This window comes from Pseudoxanthomonas sp. 3HH-4 (genome assembly GCF_006716465.1).
In the GTDB taxonomy this organism is placed as follows: Bacteria; Pseudomonadota; Gammaproteobacteria; order Xanthomonadales; family Xanthomonadaceae; genus Pseudoxanthomonas_A.
In genome coordinates this window covers 200,164-225,298 of sequence record NZ_VFPB01000006.1, presented here as the reverse complement: position 1 = coordinate 225,298, position 25,135 = coordinate 200,164, and the positions used below count along the sequence as shown (strand labels likewise).

The following is a 25,135-nucleotide window of genomic DNA, read 5'->3' as shown; positions in this document are numbered from 1 at the left end:
TAACGATCACGGGGCGACTCCTTCCAGGTTGGGCATGGGCGCACGCGAGCGATAGAAATCCGCCACCACGTGCCACGCGAGTTTGCGCTCGCCGCTCTCCGATAGCAGCCCCTTGCGGTTGTACCCCTGTTGATGCGGGTGCATGCGCACCGGCGAACGGAAATCCGCCAGCACCCATGGCAAGGTCCCCTGCACGAACGGCAGCCGTTCGATCATGCGGAACTGCCTGCGGTAGAACTCGGCCTGGAATTCCTCGTTCCAGTCGCTGGCCAGGTCGGCCGCGCCATGGCGACCGTAGCGAGCTTCCGCGCCGAACTCTGAGACCAGCAGCGGCTTGCCCGGCGAGATCCATTCCACCTCTTCCGGCGCCACCGGCCACGGCACGTACCAGCCGTAGTAGATGTTGGCGCCGATCACGTCCAGCGCCGGAAACAATGGATCGCGCATTTCAAGCCGTGCGCCGTGGAAGCCGGGGCCGTAGAACGCCGCCGCGACCAGGCGGGTCGGGTCCTGCACACGCGCCTGCGCGGCAAGCGCGGACAGCGCGGCGTTGCGTGCATCGCCCGGTGCAGTCTCGTTGGCGATGCCCCACATGATCACCGCAGCGCGGTTGCGGTCGCGTCCGATCATCTCGGCCAGCATGTGCTGCATCCGCTGGCGCGTTCCGGCGTTGGCGAAGTCGATGCCCTGATAGACCGGGATCTCTTCCCACAGCAGGATGCCCATGCGGTCGGCCAGGCGCACGAACGTCTCGCCGAACGGATAATGCGCGGTGCGCACGAAGTTGGCGCCCAGCGCCTTCGCCTGCTCCAGCAGGCGCCGGTAGTCGTCCTCCGATGTCGCGCGCCGTCCGTCGATCTCCTCGTGCAGGTTGACGCCGCGCAGCTGCACGGGCTCGCCGTTGAGCAGGATCCTCTCGCCCTGCACCGCGATGCTGCGAAATCCAATCTCGTCCTCCACCGTGTCGCCGGCCCCGGACACGCGCACACGGTACAGCCTGGACCGCTCCGGCGACCACAATTGCAAGGGCGCTCGGAACGACACCGCGGCGCGACCATCGGCACCGGTGCGCGCGTCGAACGACACGCCCAGTTCCGGCACCTCGACCTTCACCGGCACGTCGGCACGCGCCGGTGCTAGCCACACCCAGCCGCTGACCTGCTGGGTGTCATCGGGCGAGAGTTGCAGGTGATAGTCGCGGATGTGGCGCGCAGGCACTTCCACCAGCCGCACGCTGCGGGTCAGGCCGCCGTAGTTGAACCAGTCGACCCCCATCGCGGGCACCGCATCGCGGCGGCGCCGGTTGTCGACATGCACCAGCAACCTGTTCCCACCCTGCTTCAGCTTGCCGGTGAGTTCGAACTGGAACGGCGTGAATCCGCCCTCGTGGCTGCCAATGGGTTCGCCGTTGAGGAACACGTCGGTGCGGTAGTTGGCGGCACCGAAATGCACGAAGACGCGGCGCCCATCGCGCCGCAACCGTTTGGCATCGAAGTCGAACTGCTTGCGGTACCAGACCGATCCCTCCAGCCAGTGCAGCGCCGGCTGCTGGGTATTGAAATCGCCGGGTACCTGCAGCGTCACCGCATCATCGAACCCGTATTCGAGGAACTCATCGCGTCGGGTTGGCGTGCGGTCGCGCCACGCGGCTTTCCAGTCGCCCATGCCCGCACCGTAGGCATCCACCATGGCCTGCCAGCGTCCATCCAGCGAGTGGGTCTGACGCCCGGCCACGTTGGCGATCAGCGACGGCATGTCGCCCTGCGCCCCCGGCTCCGCCGGCAGGGCATCCAGCACCGGCGCACCGGCGGACGGCAGGGGGCGATAGCCGTCCTGCGCCGCGGCTGCCGCGCCGATGCCCAGCCCCGCGGCCAGCAGCACGCTGGCGGACACCGCCAGCCTCACAGCGGATCTCCGTACCAGATGCCGCGTCCTTCGGTGCCGAAGTAGACGCGGCCATGCAGGCGGGGATCGCCTGTCACGTGACGGATGATGCCGCCAAACCGCAGTGCGTCGGTATCGATCCGCTGCCAGTGCCGGCCGTCGTCGCCGGAGCGATACAGGCCGCGCTGCCCCCCCACTTCGCCGAACACGAACAGCACCGGCGCATCGCCGTCCTTCGCCGGCTTGCCCAGGCCCACCGACATCACGTTGTCCACGCCCGGCACGCGTGACAGCTTGCCGGGGGAAAGATGCAGCAGCCCGCGCCAGGACGACGCGATCCACGCTTCGCCGGCACGTTGCGGATGCGGCCGGATCTCGGCCCGGTACCAGTCGCCGATTTCGCCCACCGGCGCGCGGACTTCCTCGAATGCAACGCCGCCGTTGCCGCTGACATACAGCTTGCCGCTGATCGCATCGAAGCCGTAATAGATGCCTTCATCGACGCGGTCGGCTTCCACCACCGCCGTCTTCGGCAGGCCTTTCACCTGCTGCCAGCGACCGCCCATGTCGGCGGTGATCCAGTGGTGTTCGCCGTTGCGGGGATGCCAGATGGCGCGCTTGCCGTCGGCCGCCAGCGTGATCTTCCCTGCGCCTTCGCCATCCGGCGGCTCGCTCGCGAAGGCGGTCCAGGTGCGCCCGCCGTCGTTCGACCATGCGCCACGCACCGCGCCTTCCGGCCGGTTGTGGAAATAGCCCGTGCGTACCATCACCTGCGGCATCTGTCCGGCGAAGGCCAGGCTTTCGGTGTTGGAGAAGCGAACGCCGGCAAAGCGCTGCTGCGACACATCGAGCGTGTCATGCACGAAGCCGTCCACATCGCCCAGGCCGCTGACCAGATGTGCGCCCTGCGGCGGACTGGCCAGCGCCAGCGGCACGGTTTCCTCGAAGCCCGCCTGCTCGAAGCGCCACTGCATGTCGGCGCCCTGGTCGAATGCACGCGCATTGGTCGACGCCCACACGCCGTAGCCGGTGACGAACAGGATGCGGTCGGGATCGTGCGGATCGATCTCGATGTCGGCCATCCAGTGCGGCTTCGCATCCGCGGTCCACGGCGCGGACGAATGATCGAAGCGGGAGCGCGGCAGCGTGGCCGTCCATGTGCGGCCGCCATCGACGCTGCGATAGAGGTCATCGTGCGGCTGGTAGCGTCGGAACGTGGTGGCGATGATCACGTCCGGATTGTCGGCCTGCACTGCGACCGCGCCCCAACCGAAGCCGCCCTCGCTGGCGACGCGCCGTACCGGCGTGATGTCTTCCCAGCGGTCGCCAGCGGGATCGAAACGCCACACGGCGCCATCGGCCATGTTGTTGGGGCCGGGCTCGTCACCGTAGCTGAGCAGCCAGCGCCCGCGTCCATCGCGCACCATGTGGCTGGGGCGCAGCCCCACCGGCTGCCCGGGCACGGGGTGCCATGTGGCACCGCCGTCGCGTGAGCGGTAGAGGCTGGTCTCGTTCGTCGAAACGCCCGCATAGATCGTTCTGGTCGGTGTGCCTATCGCACCATCGGCCGGATCGAACACGACGAAGGCGATGCCCACCGGGCGCAACTCGCGCCAGCCCATCGCCCAGGCCGACTGCGCCTTGGCGATGGCGGGAAAACCTGCGGCCTCGCGCCATGTCGCGCCGGCATCGTCGCTCCGCCACAAGCCGTTGGCACGTGTGCCGAACAGCAGCACGCGCCCATCGTTCGGATCCACCGCGAGCCGCTCGCCGTTGCCGCGACCCTGTTCGTTGCCGCCGAACTTGAATGGTAGCGTCGTCCGCCGGAACGTCGCCCCGCGATCAGTCGAGCGCAGGATCGCGCCGTCCTGTCCACGCTCATGCAGATAAGTGCCGACCGCCAGGTACAGGCGATCGGGATCGGACGGGTCCAGCGCCATGCTCTCCACGCCGAAGCGGCCGCTGTCCTCGTGCCCCATCCAGTCCATCAACGGCTGCCAGCGTTGTTCGCGCGGCTGCCAGCGGTACGCGCCGCCGATATCGGTACGGGCGTACAGCAGCCCCTTCTCATGCGGATGGAAGACCAGGCCGCTGACGAAGCCGCCGCCGCCGATGGCGACGTTGCGCCAGCGGTAGCTGGTCACGTCATCCTTCGCCGCCGCGCCGGGCACCAGCAGGAAAACGAACAGCGCGAGGGTCAGGCGAAGCGTGTGCACGGAATCTCCTGTCGGGGAACAGCGGTGCGCCGGCAGGAAGCACACCTCGGGCGCGGCACGAAGCGTGCGCCGGTCCATCGAAGGAACGGCCGGCGTACCGGCCGTTCCAAGGGGCTGTATCAGAACGTGAAGCGGAGTGTCGCGGCGTAGCGGCGGTCGTTGACGTACCAGGACGTGATGCGCTTGCCGGCACCGTTCTGGTCCATCAGCGTGCGCTGCTCGGCGTTGTTGAGGTTGTTCATCTCGAGGCCGAACTGCACATTGTCGGAGAAACGATAGAAAATCGATCCGTCGAGCTGGCCGAAGCTGTCGCTGTACACCGGCAGCTTCCACGGGATGCCGCCGTCGCCGCCGTTGTAACCGTTCGGGCCGATCGACAGCAGGTACTCGCTGCGCCAGTTGTAGGCCAGGCGGATCTGCCACGGGCCCTTCTCGTAGAACGCCGCGACGTTGTACGAATTCTTCGACAGTCCATCGGCCGGCAGGTCGCCGAACAGCGATCCGTCGGTGTCGACGGGTACCGCGTTGGAGGCGGCCGGGATGCTCGTCGAGCTGTCGATGTAGGTGTAGTTCGCCGACATGCCCAGACCATCGAACGGCGCCGGCAGGAAGTCGAAGAACTGGTTCCAGCCGATCTCGGCGCCCTGGATCTTCGCCTTGCCGACGTTCACCAGGCGGGACACGCGATAGTCGTAGTCGTTGCCGTCGATGCCCGGGTAGGCGACCAGCTCCGTCTGTTGGCGGAAATAGTCCTTGATGTCCTTGTAGAAGAAGTTCACCCAGGCCATGCCGCCGCTATCCGGTGCAAAGTACCACTCCAGCGACAGATCGAACTGGTTGGCCTCCATCGGCTTCAAGTACGGGTTGTCGGTGGAGCTGCCGGTGAGCTCCAGGTCCTCCGGGCCGAGTTGGTCGCCCGGCTCCGGATTGACGCCGTCGCGGACGGCCACGCTGAGCACCTGGTAGGCCTGCATGTCGCTGAAGGCCGGACGCGCGATGGCCTTGGACGCGGCGAAGCGGACGAGCCAGTTCTCCTTCGGCTCCCACTTCACGTTCGCGCTGGGCAGCACGTCGGTGTACGAGTTCTCCGCGGAAATCGGCTCCGACTGACCCGTGCCGAGGTACGGCGCGAACGCGTTGTTCGGATACACCAGGTAGCCCTCGGCGCTGTTTTCGGTGCGCACCACGCGCACGCCGACGTTGCCGTCGATGCGCGCTTCGTCCATCGCGAAGTTCAGCATCGCATAGGCCGCGTAGGTCTTCTCGTTCTGTACGTTGCCCCACTGCGGATCGGACAGGTTGCGTGGTGTGATCTGGCCGTAGCAGCAGGTGTAGTACGGAGTGGCTGCGCCGTGGATGTCGAGGTAGCTGTTCGGGAAGCCCAGCGCGGTGGCCAGCACCGGCGAGTAGAACGATCCCGGCGTGGACGCGCCGCCGCGATAGAAATTGTCGAAGGTGATCAGGTTGGTCAGGCTGGAATTGACCGTGCCATTGAGGTCGAGCCCCGGCAACGCGCCGCCGGGCAACGCCCATCCCTGCATCCACGGCTGGAACACCGGCTGCCAGTCGTAGCCGGTGTCGATGCTGTGCGCATCGCGGTCGGTGACGCGTACGCCGAATTTCACCGAATCGAAAACATTGCTGTCGAAGCTGTGCTTCAGGTCTGCGCGCCAGGCGACTTCGTCGGCGGTGTTGTCGTCCTGGTGGTCCATCGTGAACCCCCAGTAGTAGTTCGCGGGGTTGGCGGTGAACTGGTTGTCGACGCCGATCCGAGGCACGCCATGGCCCAGGTCGATGTCGATGTACGGCACGTTGAGGCCCAGCGATACGGTGGAATCCAGCGCCTCGGTGTTCGCCTTGATGTACTGCAGGTCGGTGGAGAACTCGGTGCGGTCGCTGAACAGCCACTTCAGGCCGAACGAGTAGTCGGTGGTGTCGGACTTGCGGTGCGAGGCGCGGATGTCCGTGCCCATCGGGATGTCGCCGTTCGAACGCAGCCGGCCCGAAACGAACACGTTGCCGTCGAATTCGTAGGGCTCGCTGGCATCGACGCGCACCTGTAGCGGATCGTTGGAAACGAAGATCGCGTCTTCGTACCACAGCTCGTCGTATCGGCTCTGGAAGGCAGTGGCGAACAGCTCCAGGGTGTCGCTGGGGCGCCACTGCAGGGCGACGTAGGCGCCCTGGCGCTCGCGCTCGTACTCCAGCGTGCGCCAGTCGGCGCCGCGGGGCAGCCACAGGTTCTCGTTGGTGCCGTCGTTGTCGAGGTCCGAGTTGGCCGTGTTGAAGAATGGCCGCACGAACATGCCATCGGTGCGTGTCGCCAGCTCGGAATGGGCCAGGTTGACCAGGATGCCGAACTCGCCCGCGTCGGTGTCCCAGCGGTTGCTGAAGAGGACGGAACCCGCGGGCTTGACCTGCTCGGCGAAATCACCGCGGTTGGCGCTGAACGACATGCCGAAGCGGCTGCCTTCGATGTCGAACGGCATGAACGTGCGCAGGTCGACGCTGCCGCCGAGACCACCCTCGATCATGTCGGCCTTCTGGTTCTTGTAGACGTCGACGCCGGCCATCAGCTCGGCGGGCACGTCCTGGAAACTCAGCGCGCGGCCGCCGGACGCGGAGAAGCTGTCGCGACCGTTCAACTCGGAACGGACCTGGGTCAGTCCGCGCACCTGCACGCCGCCGCCTTCGGCGGAGAAATGCTCCGGATCGCCGACCGTCAGGAAGCGGTCGATGGTCACGCCAGGAATGCGCGACAGCGTTTCCGTCACGCTGCGGTCGGGCAAGGCGCCGATGTCGAGCGCGGTGACCGAGTCGACGAAGGTGTCGGCGTCGCGCTTGATGTCCTGCGCGCGGTAGACGGAGCCGCGGATGCCGGTGACGACGACGGCATCGAGTTCGGTAGCGGCCTCTTCCTGCTGCGTGGCGGGCGCGGTGTCCTGCGCATACGCAGGCGCGGCCAGCATCATGGCGATGCCCAGCGCGAGGACGGTGGGTTGCAGCTTGCGGCCATCGGAGCGGACGGCACGGAAGGCCGCCGCAGGGCGGCGCTGGAGCGTTGACATGGATGTTCCCTCCCAGGACACATGACAAGCGATTGAGTTGTGGTCCCGATCCGCGGACGTCTTCGCGTCTTTCGGCCGGATGAAGCATGTGGCGGCTGCGGCTGCGGCCGTCGGTGGTGCGGATCCATCCGTGGCGGATGTCAGGGCGGTGAAAACCAGCTGGCCCGACCCGGACAATCAACCGGCGGCCGTGGGACCGCTCTTTGTGACTGCGGCGCGAGCATAGGCGGCGCTGACATGCCGTACCAATGAAATATTGATCGCCAGCTATATCAAACCCGAATAGCTGGCCCGGCTCAGCCCGGGGAACCCTCACCCGGCGGCGGTGCACCCGCAGGACGCGGCGGTTCCGGTTCGGCATACAGCCGGCGGGCGGTTGCCCGCAGCGCCTCCAGTACGCGTTCGGCGCCTGGCGACAGCAACTGGTCGCGGCGGCGCACGATGCCGAAGAACTCCATGCGCACCCCCAGCTCGATCGGCAGCACGCACATCTGACCGGTCTGCAGGTACGGGCCCACGGATTCGGCCGGCAGCGCGGTGAGCATGTCGCTGTGGCGCAGCAGGTGGATGATCACCGGCAGCGAGGCGGTTTCCACGATGTTCTGCGGCGGCGGCTGGCCGTGCTCCAGGAACACCGCATCCAGCCGCGAGCGCAGCACGCTGGCGGCCGGCGGCATGATCCAGCCGTAGTCGACCAGGTCGGCATGGGTGATGCGCGGGCGCCGGGTGAGCGGATGCCCGGCGCGCACGATGACGGCGTGCGGCTCGTCCGCCAGCGGCTCGAAGTCCAGCTCGCCCGCGCCTTCCGGGCCCATGATGCGACCGATGACGATGTCCAGCTGCCCATCCAGCAGCTTGGCGACCAGGGGCCGGCTGTAGTCCATCTCGACCTTGACGAGGATGTCGGGGAAGTCGCGCTTCACCGCCGCAACCGCCTGGGGAACCAGGGTGGTCCCCGGGTTCACCACCGTGCCGATGGACGCCTGGCCCATCCGCCCGCTGCGCAACGCGGCGATCTCGTCGTGGGCGCGCCCGATCTCCGACAGCGCGGAGCGCGCCCGGCGGATCAGCACCTGCCCGTACCAGGTCGGCTCCACCCCGCGTGCGTGACGGTCGAACAACGGCACGCCCAGCAGGTTTTCCATTTCCGCCAGCAGCTTGGACGCGGCGGGCTGGGTCATGTTGGCGGCCTCGGCGGCGCGCAGGACCGACCGCTGCTCGTACAGGTGCAGCAGCAGGGTGAGATGTCGGGTCTTGAGCCGGGTGGCGCCGAACCAGCCGGTGGTGGGTTGGACCATGGGAACCTCCGGGCGAATGACCTATTCGCACTGGGAATAGCCTATGACAAAAATTTCATTTGTCGTACATAGATGCCCACGCGAGGCTATGCCACGCTTCAAGGGCGGGCTGGCCGGGACATCGGGCCGCCCGCAACGGGGGCACCCACGGACGGCCGGCACAGGCACGCCGCACGGTGATCCCGCATCCGATCAACGCCGGGAGGAGGGCCCCATGGCGACATCGCAGTCCGACGGCACCTCGCGTGCCGGCGCCATCGTCGCGTCCACGCCACCCGCCGGTGCGCGCCCGTGAGCGCCCGACTGTCCGGCAAGATCGCCATCGTCACCGGCGCCGCCAGCGGCATCGGCGCGGCGACCGCGCGCCTGTTCGCCCGCGAGGGCGCCACCGTCATCGGGCTCGATCGGCAACCGGCGACCTCCACCGACGCGGGCGTCACCCACCTCCTCGCCGACATCACTGATGCCGCCGCCGTCGATGCCGTCGTGCAGTCCGTGCGCGATCGGCATGGCCGCATCGATGCGCTGGTGAACAACGCCGGCGCCGACGTGTTCTCCGAACCGCTGTCGCTGTCGGACGAAGACTGGGAACGCTGCCTGGCGCTGAACCTCAAGGGCGCATGGCACCTGTGCCGTGCGGTGCTGCCGGCCATGCTGGCGCAGGGCGCCGGCTCCATCGTCAACATCGCCTCGGTACACGGGCACAAGATCATCGCCGGCTGCTTCCCGTATCCGGTGGCCAAGCACGGCCTGATCGGCCTGACCCGTTCACTCGGCATCGAGTACGCCGCGCGCGGCATCCGGGTGAATTCGATCTCGCCCGGCCTGATCCTGGTGCCGCGCATCGAAGCCTGGTTCGAACGCGAGCCCGGCACGCGCGAGAAACAGACCGCGCTGCTGCCTCCGCAACGCATCGGCACGCCGGAGGAAGTGGCCTATACCGCGTTGTTCCTCGCCAGCGATGAAGCCCGCTTCATCAACGCCACCGACATTGCCATCGATGGCGGCCGTTCGCAGGTCTACCACGACTGAGCGCATGGACCGCCCCCCCTTCCCCTTCGCCCTGCCGCTGATCGCGATCCTGCGTGGCATCACGCCCGCCGAGGTGGCCGCACATGTCGGCGCGCTGGTGGAGGAAGGCTATGACGCGATCGAGATACCGACCAATTCGCCGGACTGGGAACACAGCGTACGCATCGCCGTGGACGCCTTCGGCCAGCGCGCGATGATCGGCGCCGGCACCGTGCTGACCACGGCGTCTGCCGATGCGCTGGTGGCGGCCGGCGGCCGCTTGATGGTGACGCCGAACACGCGTCCGGCGGTCATCCGCCACGCGGTGGAACACGGCCTGCAGGTGGCGGCCGGCTTCGCCACCGCGAGCGAAGCCTTCGACGCACTCGATGCCGGCGCGCAGATGCTCAAGCTTTTCCCGGCTTCCGTACACGGACCGGCGCTGGTGCGCGCACTGCGCAGCGTGCTGCCGCCCGTCCCCCTATTCGCCGTCGGTGGCGTCACGCCCGACACCCTCTCCGGCTACCTCTCAGCCGGCTGTCAGGGCGCCGGCATCGGCGGCGAACTTTACAAGCCCGGCCAACCGGTCGAGCGCACGCGCGAACACGCGCGGCGCTTCCGACAGGCCTACCTGGACCACGCCGCATGAAGATCGTCCGCCTCAGCACCTACCATGCCGCACCCCGCTGGCTGTTCCTCAAGGTGGAGACCGACGAGGGCGTGACCGGCTGGGGCGAGCCGGTCATCGAAGGTCGCGCGCACGCGGTGGAAGCAGCGGTGCACGAACTGTCCGACTATCTGGTTGGCCAGGATCCGGCGCGCATCAACGACCTGTGGCAGGTGCTGTATCGCGGTGGCTTCTACCGGGGCGGCGCGATCCTGATGAGCGCCATCGCGGGCATCGACCAGGCGTTGTGGGACATCAAGGGCAAGGCGCTTGGCGTGCCGGTGTACCAGTTGCTCGGTGGCCTGGTGCGTGACCGCATGAAGACCTACCGCTGGGTCGGTGGCGACCGTCCTTCCGACATCGTCGCGCAGATGCGGCAGTACCAGTCGCTGGGGTTCGACACGTTCAAGTTCAACGGCACCGAAGAACTGAAGCTGATCGACAGCCCGCGCGCGATCGACGCCGCGGTGGCCAAGGTCGCGGCGATCCGCGAAGCGATGGGCGACCGCGTGGACTTCGGCATCGACTTCCACGGCCGCGTCAGCGCACCGATGGCGCGCGTGCTGCTGCGCGAACTGGCGCCGTTCAAACCGTTGTTCGTCGAAGAGCCCGTGCTGCCCGAACAGTGGGAATACTACCGGCCGCTGTCGGATGCCACCTCGATTCCGCTGGCCGCGGGCGAGCGCATGTACTCGCGCGCCGAGTTCAAGCCGGTGCTCGCGGCCGGCGGCCTGGCGATCCTGCAGCCCGACCTGTCGCACGCCGGCGGCATTACCGAATGCGTGAAGATCGCGGCAATGGCCGAAGCACACGACGTGGCGCTGGCGCCGCACTGCCCGCTGGGCCCGGTGGCGCTGGCCGCGTGCCTGCAGGTGGATTTCGTCAGCCACAACGCGATGCTGCAGGAGCAGAGCATCGGCATCCACTACAACACGGGCGCGGACCTGCTGGACTACGTGCTCAACAAGGAGGATTTCCGCTGCGACGACACCGGCAGCATCGTCGCGTTGCCGAAACCGGGCCTGGGCGTGGAGATCGACGAAGCCCGCCTGGTCGAAGCGAGCCGGCAACCGCCGCGCTGGCGCAATCCGCTGTGGCGGCACGCCGATGGCAGCGTGGCCGAGTGGTGACGCCGTGACGACGGCGCTGGCGACCCTGGCCGTCGACAGCCGCTGCACGCTGGGCGAAGGCATCCTGTGGTGCGATCGCCGGCGCGTCCTGTACTGGACCGACATCCTCGCCGCCGAACTGTGGCGGCACGACCCCGACAGCGGGCACACGCATACCTGGTCGCTGCCCGCCCCGCTCGGCTGCCTGGCACTGGGCGAAGACGGACGCCTGCTGCTGGGCCTGGCCAAGGGCCTGTACGCGAGCGATGTCGAAGCGCAGCTGTCCAGCCGCGAGCTCTCCCTCGAGAAGCTGGCCGACGTCGAAGCCGACGACCCGATGACCCGCATCAATGACGGCCGCGCGGATCGCCACCGGGGCTTCGTGTTCGGCACGAAGAGCGGACACGCCGACCTGCGTCCGACCGGCCGCTTCCACCAGTACACGGCCGCGCATGGACTGCGTGAACTCGCGCTGCCGCGCGCCGCCATCCCGAATTCGATCTGCTTCGATGCCAGCGGCACGCGGATGTACTTCTGCGACTCGGTGACGCCGCGGATCCTGCATTGCCGGTACGACGCGGCCACCGCAAGCGTGTCCGACATCGCGGTGTTCGTCGACCTCGACCTGGCGGGCGCGGAGCCGGATGGCTCCATCGTCGATGCCGAAGGCGCGGTGTGGAATGCACAGTGGGGAGCGGGCCGCGTGGTGCGCTACCTGCCGGATGGCCGGATCGACCGCATCGTCCGGGTGCCGGCATCGCAACCGTCCTGCTGCACGCTGCGCGACGACCTGCTGTATGTCACCAGCGCGCGCGTAGGACTGGACGCTGCTGCGCTGGCGACGCATCCGTTGTCGGGAGGCGTGTTCGCCCATCGCAACGAACGTCGTCTCGCCCGCGATATCGACCGGGTGCGGCTGCCATGATCGCCGTCGACTGGGGCACGAGCACGCTGCGCCTGTACCGCATGGCCGAAGATGGCCAGGTCCGCGAGCGCCGTCGCAGCGATCACGGCGTGATGGCCTGCGGCGGACGCTTCGGCGACGTGCTGGCGCAGGAGATCGCAGGCTGGGACGACACCGATGTCCTGCTGTGCGGGATGGTCGGCGGTCGCGGCGGCTGGCACGAAATGCCTTACTTGCCCTGCCCTGCCGGCAACCATGCGCTGGCGCTGGGCATGCAGCGCTTCCAGCCTCCGGGCTTCGACGACCGGGCGCTGTGGCTGGTGCCGGGATTGCGCGACAACGATTCCGACACCGTGCCCGACGTGATGCGCGGCGAAGAGACGCAACTGGCGGCATTACTGGACGTGCTGCCCGGCGGCACGCACCTGGTCTGCCTGCCCGGGACGCACAGCAAGTGGGTCACGGTGCGCGATGGCAGGGTGCAGCGGATCGCGACCGCGATGACCGGCGAGCTTTATGCGGTCCTGCGCCAGCACAGCATCCTGGGGCGACTGATGCCGGTCGGCGACGTGCGCTTCGACGGCTATGCGTTCGATGCCGGCCTCAAGCGCAGCGCGGATGCGGGCGGCCTGCTGCACCATCTGTTCGGCGTACGCACCACCGGTCTGTTCCAGCAGCTCGCCGAGCCGGCGCTGCCGTCGTATCTGTCCGGCCTGCTGATCGGCCATGAGCTGCGCGCGTCGGGCCTGTTCTCGCATGCGCCGCGTCCTGCACAGGTGCATCTGGTCGGCAACGACCGCCTGCTGGCGTCGTACGCGCACGCGCTCACTACGCTGGGCATCGGCGTGCAGCGACACCCCGAAGACCTGGCCGCACGCGGCCTGCATGCGCTGTGGTCACGGCGCACGAGCGCCGCCACCACCACTTGAGGAAGCAGACCATGTTGACGCGTTGCGCACTGGCGGTGATGGGCATTCTTTCGATGGCGTCCGCATGGGCGGGGGACGCCGTCTTCCGCGAGGTCCGCTATGCCGGCGACGACGGTGGCCCCTCCGTCGATGCCACGCAGTTCCGCAACCCGGTGGTCGCCGGCTTCTATCCGGACCCGTCCGCCATCCGCGTCGGCGACGACTTCTATCTCGTCACCTCGACCTTCGGTTATTTCCCCGGCCTGCCGGTCTTCCACAGCACCGACCTGGTGTCGTGGACGCAGATCGGCAATGCGATCCATCGCCCGGACCAGATCCACTACGGCGACAAGGAGGAACTGACGCGCGGCCTGTTCGCCGCCACCCTCGCCCACCACGACGGCACCTTCTACATCGCCAACACCTGCTTCTACTGCGACCGCGGCAACTTCGTGGTGACGGCAGAAAATCCAGCCGGCCCGTGGTCCGACCCGATCTGGCTCGGCGTCAGCGGCATCGATCCCTCGCTGTTCTTCGATGACGATGGCAGCGCGTGGGTGGTTCACAACGACGTGCCCGATGGAAAGCTGCGCTATGACGGCCATCGCGCGGTCTGGCTGCAGCGCTTCGACTTCGACAAGCGCGAGCGCGTGGGCGGACGCATCCTGCTGGTGGATGGCGGGGCGGATCCGTCGACGAATCCCGAGCATATCGAAGGGCCGCACATCTTCAAGCACGACGGCTGGTATTACCTGACCGCCGCCGAGGGCGGCACCGGCGAGCAGCATGCGCAGATGGCCTGGCGCAGCCGCAAGCTGACGGGGCCGTACGAAGCGTTCCCCGGCAACCCGTCGTTGACCCAGCGTGATCTCGACCCGAAACGTCCCGATCCGGTGACGTCCACAGGCCACGCGCAGTTCGTGCAGCTGAAGGACGGCTCCTGGTGGGCGGTCTTCCTTGCCACGCGGCCGTACCGTGGCAACCAGTACAACCTGGGCCGCGAGACCTTCCTGCTGCCGGTCACGTGGAAGGACGGCTGGCCGGTGATCCTGCCGCGTGGCGAGCGCGTGCCGATGGTCGTGAAGCGCCCGGACCTGCCGCGCAATGCGCAGCCGCTACCGACCAGTGGGCCGATCGAATGGACGGAGCGCTTCGATGCGCCGGCGCTGCCGCTGTCGTGGATGACGCTGCATCCGCCGAAGACGAGGTGGTACACCCTCGGCGCACAGGGTCTGGCACTCTCGCCCGGCACGATGCCGCTCGGTGGATTCGGCGCCACCCCCGGCCAGCCGTCCTACGTCGCGCACCGCCTGCAACACCACAACGCCACACTGGAGACGACGATCACCTCGTTCGATCCCGCGCCCGGGGAGCTGGCCGGACTCGCGCTGATCCAGAACGAGTACGGCCACTACGTGCTCGGTGTCGAACGCGACGCGCGCGGCATGTCGGTGTCGCTGTACCGGCGCAGCAGCCGCGATGGCGCGACGGAAGGCGAACGGCTGGCACGCATGCCGCTGGATGCGAAAGCCATGCCGATCACGCTGCGCTTCCGCCTCGACGGCCCGCGCCTGGATGCCGACTACGCGCTGGCATCAGGCGAGTGGATATCCGTCGCGACCGACCTGGACGCAAGCCTGCTGAGTGCGGACAAGGCCGGCGGCTTCATCGGCAACACGTTCGGACCCTACGCCGTCCGTCGCTGACCGCGCCATCACGGGAGTTCGCATGTCGGGTACCTCGCGTCGCGGATTGTTCAAGGCCGGGTTCGCGGGACTGGTCGCCTGGCCGCTGTCCTCGCGTGTCAGTGTGGCGAGCGCATGCGGGGCAACGCTGCCACCGCACGCCACCGGCATCGAAGGCCAGCGCAAGGCCGATCTCGGCGACGGCACCTATCTCAATCCCATCGTCGCGGGCGACCGTCCGGATCCCACGATCCTCAAGGATGGCGACGACTACTACATGACGTTCTCGTCGTTCGATGCCTATCCCGGCCTGGTGATCTGGCATTCGACCGACCTGGTCAACTGGACACCGCTCGGGCCCGCATTGCACAAGCATGTCGGCACGGTCTGGGCCGTCGATCTCTGCAAGCACGGCGATCGCTATTTCATTTACCTGCCTTCCCTGGCGAAAGGCGGGGCCTGGAAGATCCACGTCACCTGGGCCAAGGACATCCGTGGCCCCTGGAGCGAACCGGTCGACCTGCATATCGATGGCTGCATCGATCCCGGCCACGCAGTCGGCGAAGACGGTCGGCGCTATCTTTTCGTCAACGGCATCCGCAAGGTGCGGCTCACCGACGATGGCCTGGCGACCGACGGGGCGCTGGAGCATGCGTACAGCCCGTGGCGTTACCCGGACGACTGGATCACCGAAAACTTCGCACCGGAAGGCCCCAAGCTGACGCGCCGCGGCGACTGGTTCTATCTCGTTACCGCCGTCGGCGGCACCGCCGGCCCGGTGACCGGCCACATGGTGATCGCCGCACGTTCGCGTTCGATCCACGGCCCATGGGAACACTGCCCGCACAACCCGCTGGTGCGCACGCAGGACGATGCCGAACCCTGGTGGTCGCGCGGACACGCGACGCTGGTCGACGGTCCTGCCGGCGACAGCTGGATGGTCTACCACGGGTACGAGAATGGGTACCGCACGCTCGGGCGGCAGACGCTGCTGGAGCCGATCGAGTGGACGGAAGACGGCTGGTTCCATGCGCGTGGCGGCGATCTGTCGAAACCGTTGCTTGCTCCAGGGGTTGGCAAAGTCGGCATTGCCGGTGTCGCGCTGTCCGATGATTTCTCGATCGACCGGCTCGGCACGCAATGGGCCTTCCACGCGCCTCGGCCTGAGGAGATGCAGCGCATCCGCTATGGGACGCAATCGCTCCGCCTCGCCGGCGCCGGCACTTCGCCTGCCGATGGCAGCCCGTTGGCCTGCATCGTCGGCGATCGCGCCTACCAGGCCGAGGTCACGGCGACGCTGATCGATGGCGGCGAAGGCGGCCTGCTGCTGTTCTACAACCCGAAGGCCTTCGTCGGGCTCGGCTTCACACCGACGGGATTGCGCGTGTTCCAGTACGCCGAAGAACAGACCTGGGCGCGACAATCGATGCCGACCCGGCGCGTACGCATCCGCTTGACGAGCGACGACCACGTGGTGACCTGGCACCACTCGCACGACGATGGCCGCACATGGACGCGACTGGACACGCGGATGGAAGTCTCCGGCCTGCACCACAACGTGTTCGGCGGTTTCCTCAGTCTCCGGCTGGCGCTCTACAGCGCCGGCAAGGGCGCGGTCGAGTTCAGCGACTTCCGCTACCGCGCGCTCGCCTGAGGCGCGTCACGTCGCGCCGCCGCCTTCGTTGGCGCGGTCGTTCTCGCGCATCTCGTACCACATGCCATTTAGGATGGCGAAGCTGGCCGCGAGGCTGACGCCGAGTATCCAGGAGAAGTACCACATGGTGCGTTCCTCAGTAGGCGTTGTGGTTCTGTTCCAGGCTTTCCGGGCTCACCTTGCCGCGCAGCACGCGGTAAACCCAGGCGGTGTACAGCAGCACCAGCGGCAGGAACACGACGGTAGCCACCAGCATCACGAACAGCGTCAGGTGGCTGGAAGACGCATCCCACAGCGTCAGGCTCGAGGCGGGATGGGAGGAGGACGGCAGCAGGAACGGGAACACCGCCAAGCCTTCGGTCAGGATGATGCCGGTGATGGCGAGCGCGGAGGCGAGGAACGCCGCCATGCCGCGCCCGGCGCGCAACAGCGCCGCCGCAGCCAATGACCCCGCCACGCCCAGTACCGGGAGGAGCCAGGTCCAGGGCATGGCCTGGTAGTTGGCCATCCAGCCGCCGCGCGCACTGGTTACCTGCTTGAACAACGGATTGGATGCGGCGTCGGTCACGGCGGCCCCGACCACGGCATAACCGTCCACGCCCTTCGCCACCCACACGCCAGCCAGCACGAACAACACCGCCGTCGCCACCGCCGACACCGCGCCGAAGCGGCGCGCACGCAGCGCCACCGGTCCGTCCGTCTTGATCACCAGCATGCTGGCGCCATGGGCCACCAGCATGGCGACGCTGACCAGGCCGCACAGCACCGCGAACGGCGACAGCAGACCGAAGAAGCCGCCGGAATAATGGATGCGCAGCGTGTCGTCGAAATGGAACGGCACGCCCAGCAACACGTTGCCCATCGCCACGCCGAACACCAGCGCCGGCACGAAGCCGCCGACGAACAATGCCCAGTCCCACACCGCCCGCCAGCGCCGGTCTTCGACCTTGCTGCGGAACTTGAAGCCGACCGGCCGCAGGATCAGTGCGAACAGGATCAGGAACATCGCCAGGTAGAAGCCCGAGAAGCTGACCGCGTACAACGCCGGGAACGCCGCGAAGATCGCGCCACCGCCCAGGATCAGCCACACCTGGTTGCCTTCCCATACCGGGCCCACCACGTTCAACACCAGCCGTCGCTCGGCATCGGTGCGCGCCACGGCCGGCAGCAACGTGCCGACGCCCAGGTCGAAACCGTCCATCACGGCGAAGCCGATCAGCAGGATGCCCAGCAGCAGCCACCAGATCAGGCGCAGGGTGGGGTAGTCGAGGGGAATCGTGTCCATGTCGTCCTCCTGTCAGGCCATGGTCGTGGACGCGGGTGCCAGCGGCGTACCGGCCTGGTCGGGTCGTCGTTCGCCACCGGGCACGTCATCCGGGCCTTTCAGGATCACTTTGCGCAGCAGGTATACGTCGATGACCGCCAGCGTGGTGTAGACCAGCACGAAACCGCTGAGCGAGATGACGACCTGGTGCAGTTGCAGTCCCGAGGCGGCCATGAAGGTCGGCAGCACGCCATCGATGGCCCAGGGCTGCCGTCCGTACTCGGCGATCAGCCAGCCGGCTTCGATCGCCAGCCACGGCAGCGGCAGGCTATAGAGCGCCAGCTTCAGGAACCACGGGTACCTGTCGAGCTTCTGCACCGTCGCCAGCCAGAACGCCAGCGCGAAGAACGCGATGAAGTAGAAGCCGATGCCCGCCATCAGGCGGAAACTCCAGAACAGCGGCGCCACGCGCGGGATGGTGTCGGCGGCGGCGCGCGTGATCTCCGCGTCGGTGGCGCTGCCGATATCCTCGCGGTAGCGCTTCAGCAGCAGCGCATAGCCCATGTCGCGCCAGTGCTGGTCGAACACCGCCTTCGCCTGCACATCCTCGCGGTTGGCGCGCAGCTGCTGCAGCGCCGCGTAGGCCAGTTGTCCGTTGCGGATGCGGCCCTCGGCGCGTTCTACCAGCTCCCCGATGCCGGGGATCTCGGTGTTGAACGAGCGCGTGCCGATCAGGCCCATCACCCACGGGATGTGCACGGCGTACCGGTTGGCGCGTGCTTCCTGGTCGGGAATCGCAAAGGCGGTGAATCCCGCCGGCGCCGGCTCGGTCTCCCACATCGCCTCGATGGCGGCCAGCTTCATCTTCTGGTTCTCGCCGGCCACGTAGCCGCTCTCGTCGCCCAGCACCACCACCGACAGCGCCGCAGCCAGGCCGAAGCTGGCCGCCACCGCCATCGAGCGTTTGGCGAGGTCCGCGTGGCGTCCACGCAGCAGGTAGAACGCGCTGATCGACATCACGAACACCGCGCCCAGCACGTAACCCGCGCTGACGGTGTGCACGAACTTGGCCTGCGCCACCGGATTGAACAGCACGGCCGCGAAGTCGGTGACTTCCATCCGCATGGTGACGGGATTGAATTCGGCGCCGACCGGGTACTGCATCCAGCCGTTGGCGATCAGGATCCACAGGGCCGAGAAGTTGGTGCCCAGCGCCACCAGCCAGGTCACCATCAGGTGCTTCACGCGCGACAGCTTGTCCCAGCCGAAGAAGAACAGGCCGATGAAGGTCGCTTCCAGGAAGAACGCCATCAGCCCTTCGATGGCCAGCGGTGCGCCGAAGATGTCGCCGACGTAGTGGCTGTAGTAGGACCAGTTCATGCCGAACTGGAACTCCATGACGATGCCGGTGGCCACGCCCATGGCGAAGTTGATGCCGAACAGCGTGCCCCAGAACATCGTCATCCGTCGCCAGATGTCGCGCCCGGTCATCACGTACACGCTCTCCATGATCGCGATCATGAAGGACAGCCCCAGCGTCAGCGGCACGAAAAGGAAGTGATACATCGCCGTCAGCGCGAATTGCAGACGGGACAGTTCGACAACGGTCATGTCCGGCATGGCGTAGCGGCTCCCGGGTGTCCGTGGTGGATTCTAGACCCCGCCCATCGGAAAGGGGGGTGACCTTCTGTCGCACCCCTCTTCACGCGGCCCTGCGGCATCCTGCGCGCCCCGCCACCTACCGGCTGTCGGGAAAGGGTTGATCCTGATCAATGCGGCCCCCCTGAATGGGCCCGAGAATCCACCGTACCAGAATAGGAGAGGCCGCATGCAAGGCGTCCAGGGGACTTACAACGACAAGGTGGTGCGGCAGTTCACGGTGATGACCGTGGTCTGGGGCATCGTGGGGATGCTGGTGGGGGTGCTGATCGCGGCCCAGCTGTACTGGCCGGCGCTGAACTTCGACCTGCCGTGGCTGAGCTACGGCAGGCTGCGCCCGCTGCACACCAACGCGGTGATCTTCGCATTCGGTGGCTGCGCCCTGTTCGCCACCAGCCTGCATGTGGTGCAGCGGACCAGCCACGTGCGGCTGCTCTCCGACAAGCTGGCGGCCTTCGTGTTCTGGGGCTGGCAGCTGGTGATCGTGTCGGCCGCCGTCTCGCTGCCACTGGGCCTGACCCAAGGCAAGGAATACGCCGAGCTGATCTGGCCGATCGACGTGCTGATCGCGGTGGTCTGGGTGTCGTACGCGGTGCTGTTCTTCGGCACCATCGCCAAGCGCGCGGTCAAGCACATCTACGTGGCCAACTGGTTCTTCGGCGCCTACATCATCGCGGTGGCGCTGCTGCACATCGTCAACAGCCTGGCACTGCCCAGCGGCCTGCTGCACTCCTACCCGGTCTACAGCGGCGCGGTCGATGCGATGGTGCAATGGTGGTACGGCCACAACGCGGTGGGCTTCTTCCTGACCGCCGGCTTCCTGGGGATGATGTACTACTTCGTGCCGAAGCAGGCCGGCCGCCCTGTCTACTCGTACCGCCTGTCGATCGTGCACTTCTGGGCGCTGATCGCCATCTACATGTGGGCCGGCCCGCACCACCTGCACTACACCGCGCTGCCGGACTGGGCGCAGAGCCTGGGCATGGTGTTCTCGCTGATCCTGCTGGCGCCCAGCTGGGGTGGCGCCATCAACGGCGTGATGACGCTGTCGGGCGTGTGGCACAAGCTGCGCACCGACCCGATCCTGAAGTTCCTGATCGTCTCGCTGTCGTTCTACATGATGTCGACCTTCGAAGGTCCGATGATGTCGATCAAGACGGTCAACTCGCTGAGCCACTACACCGACTGGACCATCGGCCACGTGCACGCCGGTGCGCTGGGCTGGGTGGCGATGATCACCATCGGCTCGGTCTACGCGATGCTGCCCAAGCTGCTGGGCCGCGAACAGATGTTCTCGATCAAGGCCATCGACACGCACTTCTGGCTGCACACGCTGGGCGTGGTGTTCTACATCGCCTCGATGTGGATCGCCGGCGTGATGCAGGGCCTGATGTGGCGCGCCACCAACGCCGACGGCACGCTGACCTACAGCTTTGTCGAAGCATTGAACGCCACCTATCCCTACTACCTGGTCCGCCTGGGCGGCGGCCTGCTGGTGTTCAGCGGCATGCTGCTGATGGCCTGGAACACCTGGAAGACCTTCCAGGCGGCCCGGTCCACCGCACCGCAGCCGATCCTGCCGCCCGATGCCAGCCAAGCGCGCGCCTGAGGAACCGACATGAGCAACGGAAATTCACACGAGAAAGTCGAGAAGAACGTCGGCCTGATGGCGGTGCTGATCGCGGTGGCGGTGTCCTTCGGCGGCCTGGCCGAGATCGTCCCGCTGATGTTCCAGGCCGAGGCCATCAAACCGCTGGAAGGCGTGAAGCCCTACCCGGCCCTGCAACTGGCCGGCCGCGACATCTACATCCGCGAGGGCTGCTACAACTGCCACTCGCAGATGGTGCGCACGCTGCGCTTCGAATCCGAGCGCTACGGCCATTATTCGCTGGCCGGCGAATCGGTCTACGACCGCCCGTTCCAGTGGGGCAGCAAGCGCACCGGGCCGGACCTGGCCCGGGTGGGCGGGCGTTACTCCGACGATTGGCATCGCGTGCACCTGATCAATCCGCGCGACGTGGTGCCGGAATCGAACATGCCGTCCTTCCCCTGGCTGGAAACCGCCAAGGTCGACGGCGCCGAAGTCGCCCAGCGCATGAAGACGCTGCAGCGCATCGGCGACCCGTACACCGACGAGGAAATCAACAGTGCCGCCACCGACGTGGAAGGCAGGACGGAACTGGACGCCGTGGTCGCCTACCTGCAAGGGCTGGGCAAGGCCGCGCCGAGGGGAGGCTGAGCCATGGTATCGGGGATCGTGACCGGGGCACTGATCGTGCTGTTCATCGCCGGCTGGGTGTGGGCGTGGAGCCCGCGCCGCAAGGCGGATTTCGAGGATGCGGCACGCATGCCGCTGGGTGAGGAAGGGGAGAACAACCCATGAGCGCAGGCTGGATCGGATTCATCGTCGCGTTGGTCGTACTGAACATCCTGGGCTGCGTGTGGCTGCTGTGGTGGACCGGCCGCCGCCGGCCCGGCGACCCCGCACCGGAAGACACCTCGCACGTGTGGGACGGCGACCTGACCGAGTACAACAAGCCGCTGCCCAAGTGGTGGATCAACCTGTTCTACATCACCATTTTCTTCAGCATCGGCTACATCGCCTGGTACGGCGGCCTGGGCATCATTCCGGGCTATGCCAAGTGGTCGTCCACCGGCGAACACGACCAGGTCAAGGCCGTGCAGGACAAGAAGCTGGAAGCGACCTTCGCGCCGTTCGCCAACCAGCCCATCGACCAGCTGGCCAAGGACCCGAAGGCACTGGCACTGGGCCGTTCGATCTTCAACAACACCTGCGCCACCTGCCACGGCTCCACCGGACAGGGCGCGATCGGCTATCCCAACCTGACCGATGGCATCTGGCATTGGGGTGGCACGCCCGATCTCGTGCTGCAGACCGTGCTGGATGGCCGCGAGGGCGTGATGCCGGAATGGGGTACGGCACTGACCAGCATGGGCGGCGACAACGCAGTCGACTACGTCATCGCCTACGTCAACGTCCTGAACGATCCGCGGGAAGGCATGAGCAACAACTTCATGGCCGCCCAGGGCAAGCCGCTGTACGATGGCCTTTGCGTCGCCTGCCACGGCGTGGACGGCAAGGGCAACCAGGAACTGGGCGCTCCCGACCTGACCGACGACTACTGGCTGTACGGCAACAGCAAGGACAGCATGCGCACGACGATCAACAAGGGCCGTCACGGCGTGATGCCGGCCCACCGCGAACTGCTGGGCGACACGCGGGCGCGCCTGGTGGCGTCCTATGTCTGGTCGCTCTCGCACAAGCAGGACCAGGCGACCGCCGGCGCGAAATGACCAATTTCACCGAGCCCCGCTTCGACCATCCGCCCCGGCCGCTCGCGCAGCGCGTCGGGGCAGTGCTCTGGCCGAGTTTCTTCGCCGCCGGCGTGGCCACGATGGTGTTCTTCGCCTTCGTCGACCCGCTGACGCTGCGCGACATGACCTTCCCCGACCTGGCGATAAGCCGCGAACTCGGCTACACGCTGGGCTTCTTCATGTTCTGGCTGGCGACATCGGCCAGCAGCCTGTTCACCTGGATCCTGCTGCGTCCGGCCAGCCGCTTCAATCGCGCGCTGCCGCCGGACTGAGCGTGGCCTGCGACAAACCGTCGCTCCCTCGCGTGCCGATGCGGCGCGAGCATGACGCCAGCCAAGACAGAGTCGCCCATGTCCACGCCAGCACCACCTCCCTCTCCCGCCCCTGACACCGCCAAGCGGCGCATTCCGCTGGACGTGGTGGATGCGCAGGGCAACTCCTTCTACGTCAGCGAACGCAAGGTGTATCCGCGCGACGTGGCCGGTGCGCTCAACCGCCTGCGCGTGGCCGCGGTTTGGTGGCTGCTGGGCATGTACTACGTGTTCCCGTGGCTGAAGTGGGACGACCGCCAGGCGGTGCTGTTCGACCTGCCCGCGCGCAAGTTCTACGTGTTCGGGCTGGTGTTCTGGCCGCAGGATTTCCTGCTGCTGGCGGTGCTGCTGATCATCGCGGCACTGTCGCTGTTCTTCTTCACCGCGCTGGCAGGCCGCCTGTGGTGCGGCTATGCGTGTCCGCAGACGGTGTGGACGGAAGTATTCCTGTGGATGGAGCGCTGGACCGAAGGCGACCGCAGCGCGCGCATCAAGCTGGATGCCGCGCCATGGAGCGCCAACAAGCTGATGCGCAAGGGCGGCAAGCATGTGCTGTGGGCGCTGTTCGCGCTGTGGACGGGCTTCACCTTCGTCGGCTTCTTCACGCCCATCCTCGATCTGGGCGCCCGCCTGTGGCCCTTCGCCTGGGGCGGCTGGGAAACGTTCTGGGTGTTCTTCTACGCACTGGCCACGTGGGGCTTTGCCGGCTTCCTGCGCGAGCAGGTCTGCAAGTACATGTGCCCGTACGCGCGTTTCCAGAGCGCCATGTTCGACCGCAACACCCTGATCATCGCCTACGACCCGATGCGCGGCGAGCCGCGCGGTCCGCGCAAGCGCGGCCTGGGCAGCGTGCTGGAGCGCGCGCGCGGCCTGCTCGACCAGATCACCGCCTACGACTACGTGGTGCGTGCCAACGCGCATCCCAGCGCCGCCGACCAGCGCCTCGGCGCGCATGGCACGATCACCTTCGCCGGTGCCGGCACCGTGATCGAACCGCTGCCGAAATTCGTCCCGGACCAGTTGGGCGACTGCATCGACTGCACGATCTGCGTGCAGGTCTGCCCGACCGGCATCGATATCCGCAACGGCCTGCAGTACGAGTGCATCGCCTGCGGCGCGTGCATCGACGCCTGTGACGACGTGATGGACAAGATGGGCTACCCGAAGGGGTTGATCCGCTACACCACCCAGAATGCCATCGACGGCAAACCGTCGAAGGTGCCGCGGCCGCGCATCTTCGTCTACGGCACCATCCTGCTGGCGCTGGTGGTCGCGTGGGCCTGGGGCGTGTTCAACCGCGACGTGTTGATCGCGGAAGTGCTGCGCGACCGCAATGCGCTGTACCGTGACGTGGCCGGTGGGCGGGTCGAGAACGACTACACGCTCAAGCTGGTCAACAAGGACCAGCAATCGCATCGCTACCTCGTGACGCTGACATCCGGCTCGGCTGGCATCGGCCTGCGCGACGGCGACCTGACGGTGCGCGCCGAACCCGAGGAAGTCCTGTCGCTGGCCGTCACCGCCACCGCACCCGCCACCCTCCGCGGCCGCCATGCCGTGACGTTCACCGTCCGCGACGTCGACACCGGCACCGAGAAGACCGTGGACAGCAGTTACTTCGGACCGATCCAATGACCACTAAACCCGATGTCTCCGCCGCCAACGCCCGCCCGTTCTGGAAAGAGCCGATGGTGTGGCTGGTGTGGGGCCTGCCATTGGCCTCGGTCGTTGCCGGTATCTGGCTGGTGGTAACCGCGGTGCGTGCCGGTGGCGCCGATCCTGTCATCGACGATGTGCAGCGGGTGTCGCAGATCCAGACCACCGACCTGGGACCCGACGAACGCGCCGCACAGCGCAAGCTGAGCGCCATCCTGCAGATCCGCCCGGACCATGTGGAACTGACCGCCGTGACCGGCGAGTTCGAACGCGAGACCTCGCTCGTTCTCATGCTGACCCATCCCACCGAGGCCGCGCAGGACCTGCGCCTGCCGCTGGCGCGCACGACCACCGGCTGGACCGCGCCCGCCGAGATCGACACGCGACACGACTGGAACCTGCAGCTCACGCCCGCGAACAGCGCATGGCGCATTCGCGGCCGCCTGCAGAAGGACACGCAGGCCTCACGCCTGGCCCCCTCGCTTGGAGGCGGCTGAGCCGCGCC

Annotated in this window: 21 protein-coding genes; 14 read left to right on the top strand and 7 right to left on the bottom strand. The window is 67.2% G+C overall.

The window, feature by feature from the left end:
- Positions 1–6: 6 nt before the first annotated feature.
- The 4 genes from FB548_RS17625 to FB548_RS17610 form a co-directional block, all read right to left on the bottom strand.
- Positions 7–1,905, bottom strand: a complete 1,899-nt coding sequence (locus FB548_RS17625) for a glycoside hydrolase family 2 TIM barrel-domain containing protein (RefSeq protein ID WP_142126103.1) — start codon at positions 1,903–1,905, stop codon at positions 7–9.
- Positions 1,902–4,100: a sialidase family protein gene (locus tag FB548_RS17620; RefSeq protein WP_185742160.1), complete on the bottom strand. Its 2,199-nt coding sequence runs from the start codon at positions 4,098–4,100 to the stop codon at positions 1,902–1,904. The genes FB548_RS17625 and FB548_RS17620 overlap by 4 nt, the downstream gene beginning before the upstream one ends.
- Positions 4,101–4,219: 119 nt before the next feature.
- Positions 4,220–7,168: a TonB-dependent receptor gene (locus tag FB548_RS17615; RefSeq protein WP_255470614.1), complete on the bottom strand. Its 2,949-nt coding sequence runs from the start codon at positions 7,166–7,168 to the stop codon at positions 4,220–4,222.
- Positions 7,169–7,464: 296 nt separating this feature from the next.
- Entirely contained in the window at positions 7,465–8,466 is a 1,002-nt protein-coding gene (locus tag FB548_RS17610; protein ID WP_142126102.1) for a LysR family transcriptional regulator, read from the bottom strand.
- 291 nt (positions 8,467–8,757) lie between these two features.
- Between FB548_RS17610 and FB548_RS17605 the strand changes: the two genes are divergently transcribed.
- From FB548_RS17605 to FB548_RS17575, 7 genes are read left to right on the top strand one after another with little or no spacing between them, the layout of a single operon-like run.
- Positions 8,758–9,498, top strand: a complete 741-nt coding sequence (locus FB548_RS17605; RefSeq protein WP_142126101.1) for an SDR family oxidoreductase — start codon at positions 8,758–8,760, stop codon at positions 9,496–9,498.
- 4 nt (positions 9,499–9,502) lie between these two features.
- Positions 9,503–10,126 (top strand): 2-dehydro-3-deoxy-6-phosphogalactonate aldolase, encoded by a 624-nt coding sequence (locus FB548_RS17600; protein WP_142126100.1) that lies wholly within the window; start codon positions 9,503–9,505, stop codon positions 10,124–10,126.
- A complete protein-coding gene (gene dgoD, locus FB548_RS17595; protein ID WP_142126099.1) occupies positions 10,123–11,274 on the top strand; it encodes a galactonate dehydratase in 1,152 nt (383 codons plus the stop codon). Before FB548_RS17600 ends, dgoD begins: the two co-directional genes overlap by 4 nt.
- On the top strand, positions 11,252–12,178 hold the full coding sequence (locus FB548_RS17590) for an SMP-30/gluconolactonase/LRE family protein (RefSeq protein ID WP_142126098.1): 927 nt from the start codon (positions 11,252–11,254) through the stop codon (positions 12,176–12,178). Before dgoD ends, FB548_RS17590 begins: the two co-directional genes overlap by 23 nt.
- A complete protein-coding gene (locus tag FB548_RS17585; RefSeq protein WP_142126097.1) occupies positions 12,175–13,086 on the top strand; it encodes a 2-dehydro-3-deoxygalactonokinase in 912 nt (303 codons plus the stop codon). Before FB548_RS17590 ends, FB548_RS17585 begins: the two co-directional genes overlap by 4 nt.
- 11 nt (positions 13,087–13,097) lie before the next feature.
- Entirely contained in the window at positions 13,098–14,771 is a 1,674-nt protein-coding gene (locus FB548_RS17580; RefSeq protein ID WP_142126096.1) for a glycoside hydrolase family 43 protein, read from the top strand.
- A gap of 22 nt (positions 14,772–14,793) precedes the next feature.
- The gene (locus FB548_RS17575) at positions 14,794–16,404 is read left to right on the top strand and encodes a family 43 glycosylhydrolase (RefSeq protein ID WP_142126095.1); all 1,611 of its coding nucleotides are present in this window, start codon (positions 14,794–14,796) and stop codon (positions 16,402–16,404) included.
- A 6-nt stretch (positions 16,405–16,410) separates the two neighbouring features.
- Here FB548_RS17575 and cydX read toward each other — a convergent pair whose 3' ends face one another.
- Genes cydX through FB548_RS17560 form a run of 3 tightly spaced genes read right to left on the bottom strand, consistent with a single transcriptional unit; the run spans position 16,411 to position 19,288 of the window.
- Positions 16,411–16,530, bottom strand: coding sequence for a cytochrome bd-I oxidase subunit CydX (cydX, locus tag FB548_RS17570; RefSeq protein ID WP_142126094.1), 120 nt, complete (start codon positions 16,528–16,530; stop codon positions 16,411–16,413).
- A 10-nt stretch (positions 16,531–16,540) separates the two neighbouring features.
- Positions 16,541–17,689, bottom strand: coding sequence for a cytochrome d ubiquinol oxidase subunit II (gene cydB, locus FB548_RS17565; protein WP_142126093.1), 1,149 nt, complete (start codon positions 17,687–17,689; stop codon positions 16,541–16,543).
- A gap of 12 nt (positions 17,690–17,701) precedes the next feature.
- Positions 17,702–19,288, bottom strand: coding sequence for a cytochrome ubiquinol oxidase subunit I (locus FB548_RS17560; protein WP_142126092.1), 1,587 nt, complete (start codon positions 19,286–19,288; stop codon positions 17,702–17,704).
- A gap of 208 nt (positions 19,289–19,496) precedes the next feature.
- Here FB548_RS17560 and ccoN point away from each other — a divergent pair, with 208 nt between their 5' ends.
- The 7 genes from ccoN to FB548_RS17525 all read left to right on the top strand — a co-directional run bounded on the left by ccoN (position 19,497) and on the right by FB548_RS17525 (position 25,127).
- On the top strand, positions 19,497–20,936 hold the full coding sequence (gene ccoN / locus FB548_RS17555) for a cytochrome-c oxidase, cbb3-type subunit I (protein WP_142126091.1): 1,440 nt from the start codon (positions 19,497–19,499) through the stop codon (positions 20,934–20,936).
- Positions 20,937–20,945: 9 nt separating this feature from the next.
- Complete coding sequence (gene ccoO / locus FB548_RS17550; RefSeq protein ID WP_142126090.1) at positions 20,946–21,566, top strand: cytochrome-c oxidase, cbb3-type subunit II; 621 nt, start codon at positions 20,946–20,948, stop codon at positions 21,564–21,566.
- Positions 21,567–21,569: 3 nt separating this feature from the next.
- Positions 21,570–21,710 carry a cbb3-type cytochrome c oxidase subunit 3 gene (locus FB548_RS17545; protein ID WP_142126089.1) on the top strand — a complete coding sequence of 47 codons (141 nt, stop codon included), beginning with the start codon at positions 21,570–21,572 and terminating at the stop codon, positions 21,708–21,710.
- Positions 21,707–22,642: a cytochrome-c oxidase, cbb3-type subunit III gene (ccoP, locus tag FB548_RS17540; RefSeq protein ID WP_142126088.1), complete on the top strand. Its 936-nt coding sequence runs from the start codon at positions 21,707–21,709 to the stop codon at positions 22,640–22,642. Before FB548_RS17545 ends, ccoP begins: the two co-directional genes overlap by 4 nt.
- Positions 22,639–22,935, top strand: coding sequence for a hypothetical protein (locus tag FB548_RS17535; RefSeq protein ID WP_142126087.1), 297 nt, complete (start codon positions 22,639–22,641; stop codon positions 22,933–22,935). Before ccoP ends, FB548_RS17535 begins: the two co-directional genes overlap by 4 nt.
- A gap of 78 nt (positions 22,936–23,013) precedes the next feature.
- Positions 23,014–24,609, top strand: a complete 1,596-nt coding sequence (locus FB548_RS17530; RefSeq protein ID WP_142126086.1) for a 4Fe-4S dicluster domain-containing protein — start codon at positions 23,014–23,016, stop codon at positions 24,607–24,609.
- Positions 24,606–25,127, top strand: a complete 522-nt coding sequence (locus FB548_RS17525; protein ID WP_142126085.1) for a FixH family protein — start codon at positions 24,606–24,608, stop codon at positions 25,125–25,127. Before FB548_RS17530 ends, FB548_RS17525 begins: the two co-directional genes overlap by 4 nt.
- Positions 25,128–25,135: the final 8 nt, after the last annotated feature.

Excerpts from the sequence above, each read along its gene's own strand:
- FB548_RS17615 (WP_255470614.1), bottom strand. The coding sequence starts at position 7,168 with ATGTCAACGCTCCAGCGCCGCCCTGCGGCGGCCTTCCGTGCCGTCCGC.
- FB548_RS17610 (WP_142126102.1), bottom strand. The coding sequence starts at position 8,466 with ATGGTCCAACCCACCACCGGCTGGTTCGGCGCCACCCGGCTCAAGACC.
- FB548_RS17600 (WP_142126100.1), top strand. The coding sequence starts at position 9,503 with ATGGACCGCCCCCCCTTCCCCTTCGCCCTGCCGCTGATCGCGATCCTG.
- dgoD (WP_142126099.1), top strand. The coding sequence starts at position 10,123 with ATGAAGATCGTCCGCCTCAGCACCTACCATGCCGCACCCCGCTGGCTG.
- FB548_RS17590 (WP_142126098.1), top strand. The coding sequence starts at position 11,252 with ATGGCAGCGTGGCCGAGTGGTGACGCCGTGACGACGGCGCTGGCGACC.
- FB548_RS17585 (WP_142126097.1), top strand. The coding sequence starts at position 12,175 with ATGATCGCCGTCGACTGGGGCACGAGCACGCTGCGCCTGTACCGCATG.
- FB548_RS17580 (WP_142126096.1), top strand. The coding sequence starts at position 13,098 with ATGTTGACGCGTTGCGCACTGGCGGTGATGGGCATTCTTTCGATGGCG.
- FB548_RS17575 (WP_142126095.1), top strand. The coding sequence starts at position 14,794 with ATGTCGGGTACCTCGCGTCGCGGATTGTTCAAGGCCGGGTTCGCGGGA.
- cydX (WP_142126094.1), bottom strand. The coding sequence starts at position 16,530 with ATGTGGTACTTCTCCTGGATACTCGGCGTCAGCCTCGCGGCCAGCTTC.
- cydB (WP_142126093.1), bottom strand. The coding sequence starts at position 17,689 with ATGGACACGATTCCCCTCGACTACCCCACCCTGCGCCTGATCTGGTGG.
- FB548_RS17560 (WP_142126092.1), bottom strand. The coding sequence starts at position 19,288 with ATGCCGGACATGACCGTTGTCGAACTGTCCCGTCTGCAATTCGCGCTG.
- ccoN (WP_142126091.1), top strand. The coding sequence starts at position 19,497 with ATGCAAGGCGTCCAGGGGACTTACAACGACAAGGTGGTGCGGCAGTTC.
- ccoO (WP_142126090.1), top strand. The coding sequence starts at position 20,946 with ATGAGCAACGGAAATTCACACGAGAAAGTCGAGAAGAACGTCGGCCTG.
- FB548_RS17545 (WP_142126089.1), top strand. The coding sequence starts at position 21,570 with ATGGTATCGGGGATCGTGACCGGGGCACTGATCGTGCTGTTCATCGCC.
- ccoP (WP_142126088.1), top strand. The coding sequence starts at position 21,707 with ATGAGCGCAGGCTGGATCGGATTCATCGTCGCGTTGGTCGTACTGAAC.
- FB548_RS17535 (WP_142126087.1), top strand. The coding sequence starts at position 22,639 with ATGACCAATTTCACCGAGCCCCGCTTCGACCATCCGCCCCGGCCGCTC.
- FB548_RS17530 (WP_142126086.1), top strand. The coding sequence starts at position 23,014 with ATGTCCACGCCAGCACCACCTCCCTCTCCCGCCCCTGACACCGCCAAG.
- FB548_RS17525 (WP_142126085.1), top strand. The coding sequence starts at position 24,606 with ATGACCACTAAACCCGATGTCTCCGCCGCCAACGCCCGCCCGTTCTGG.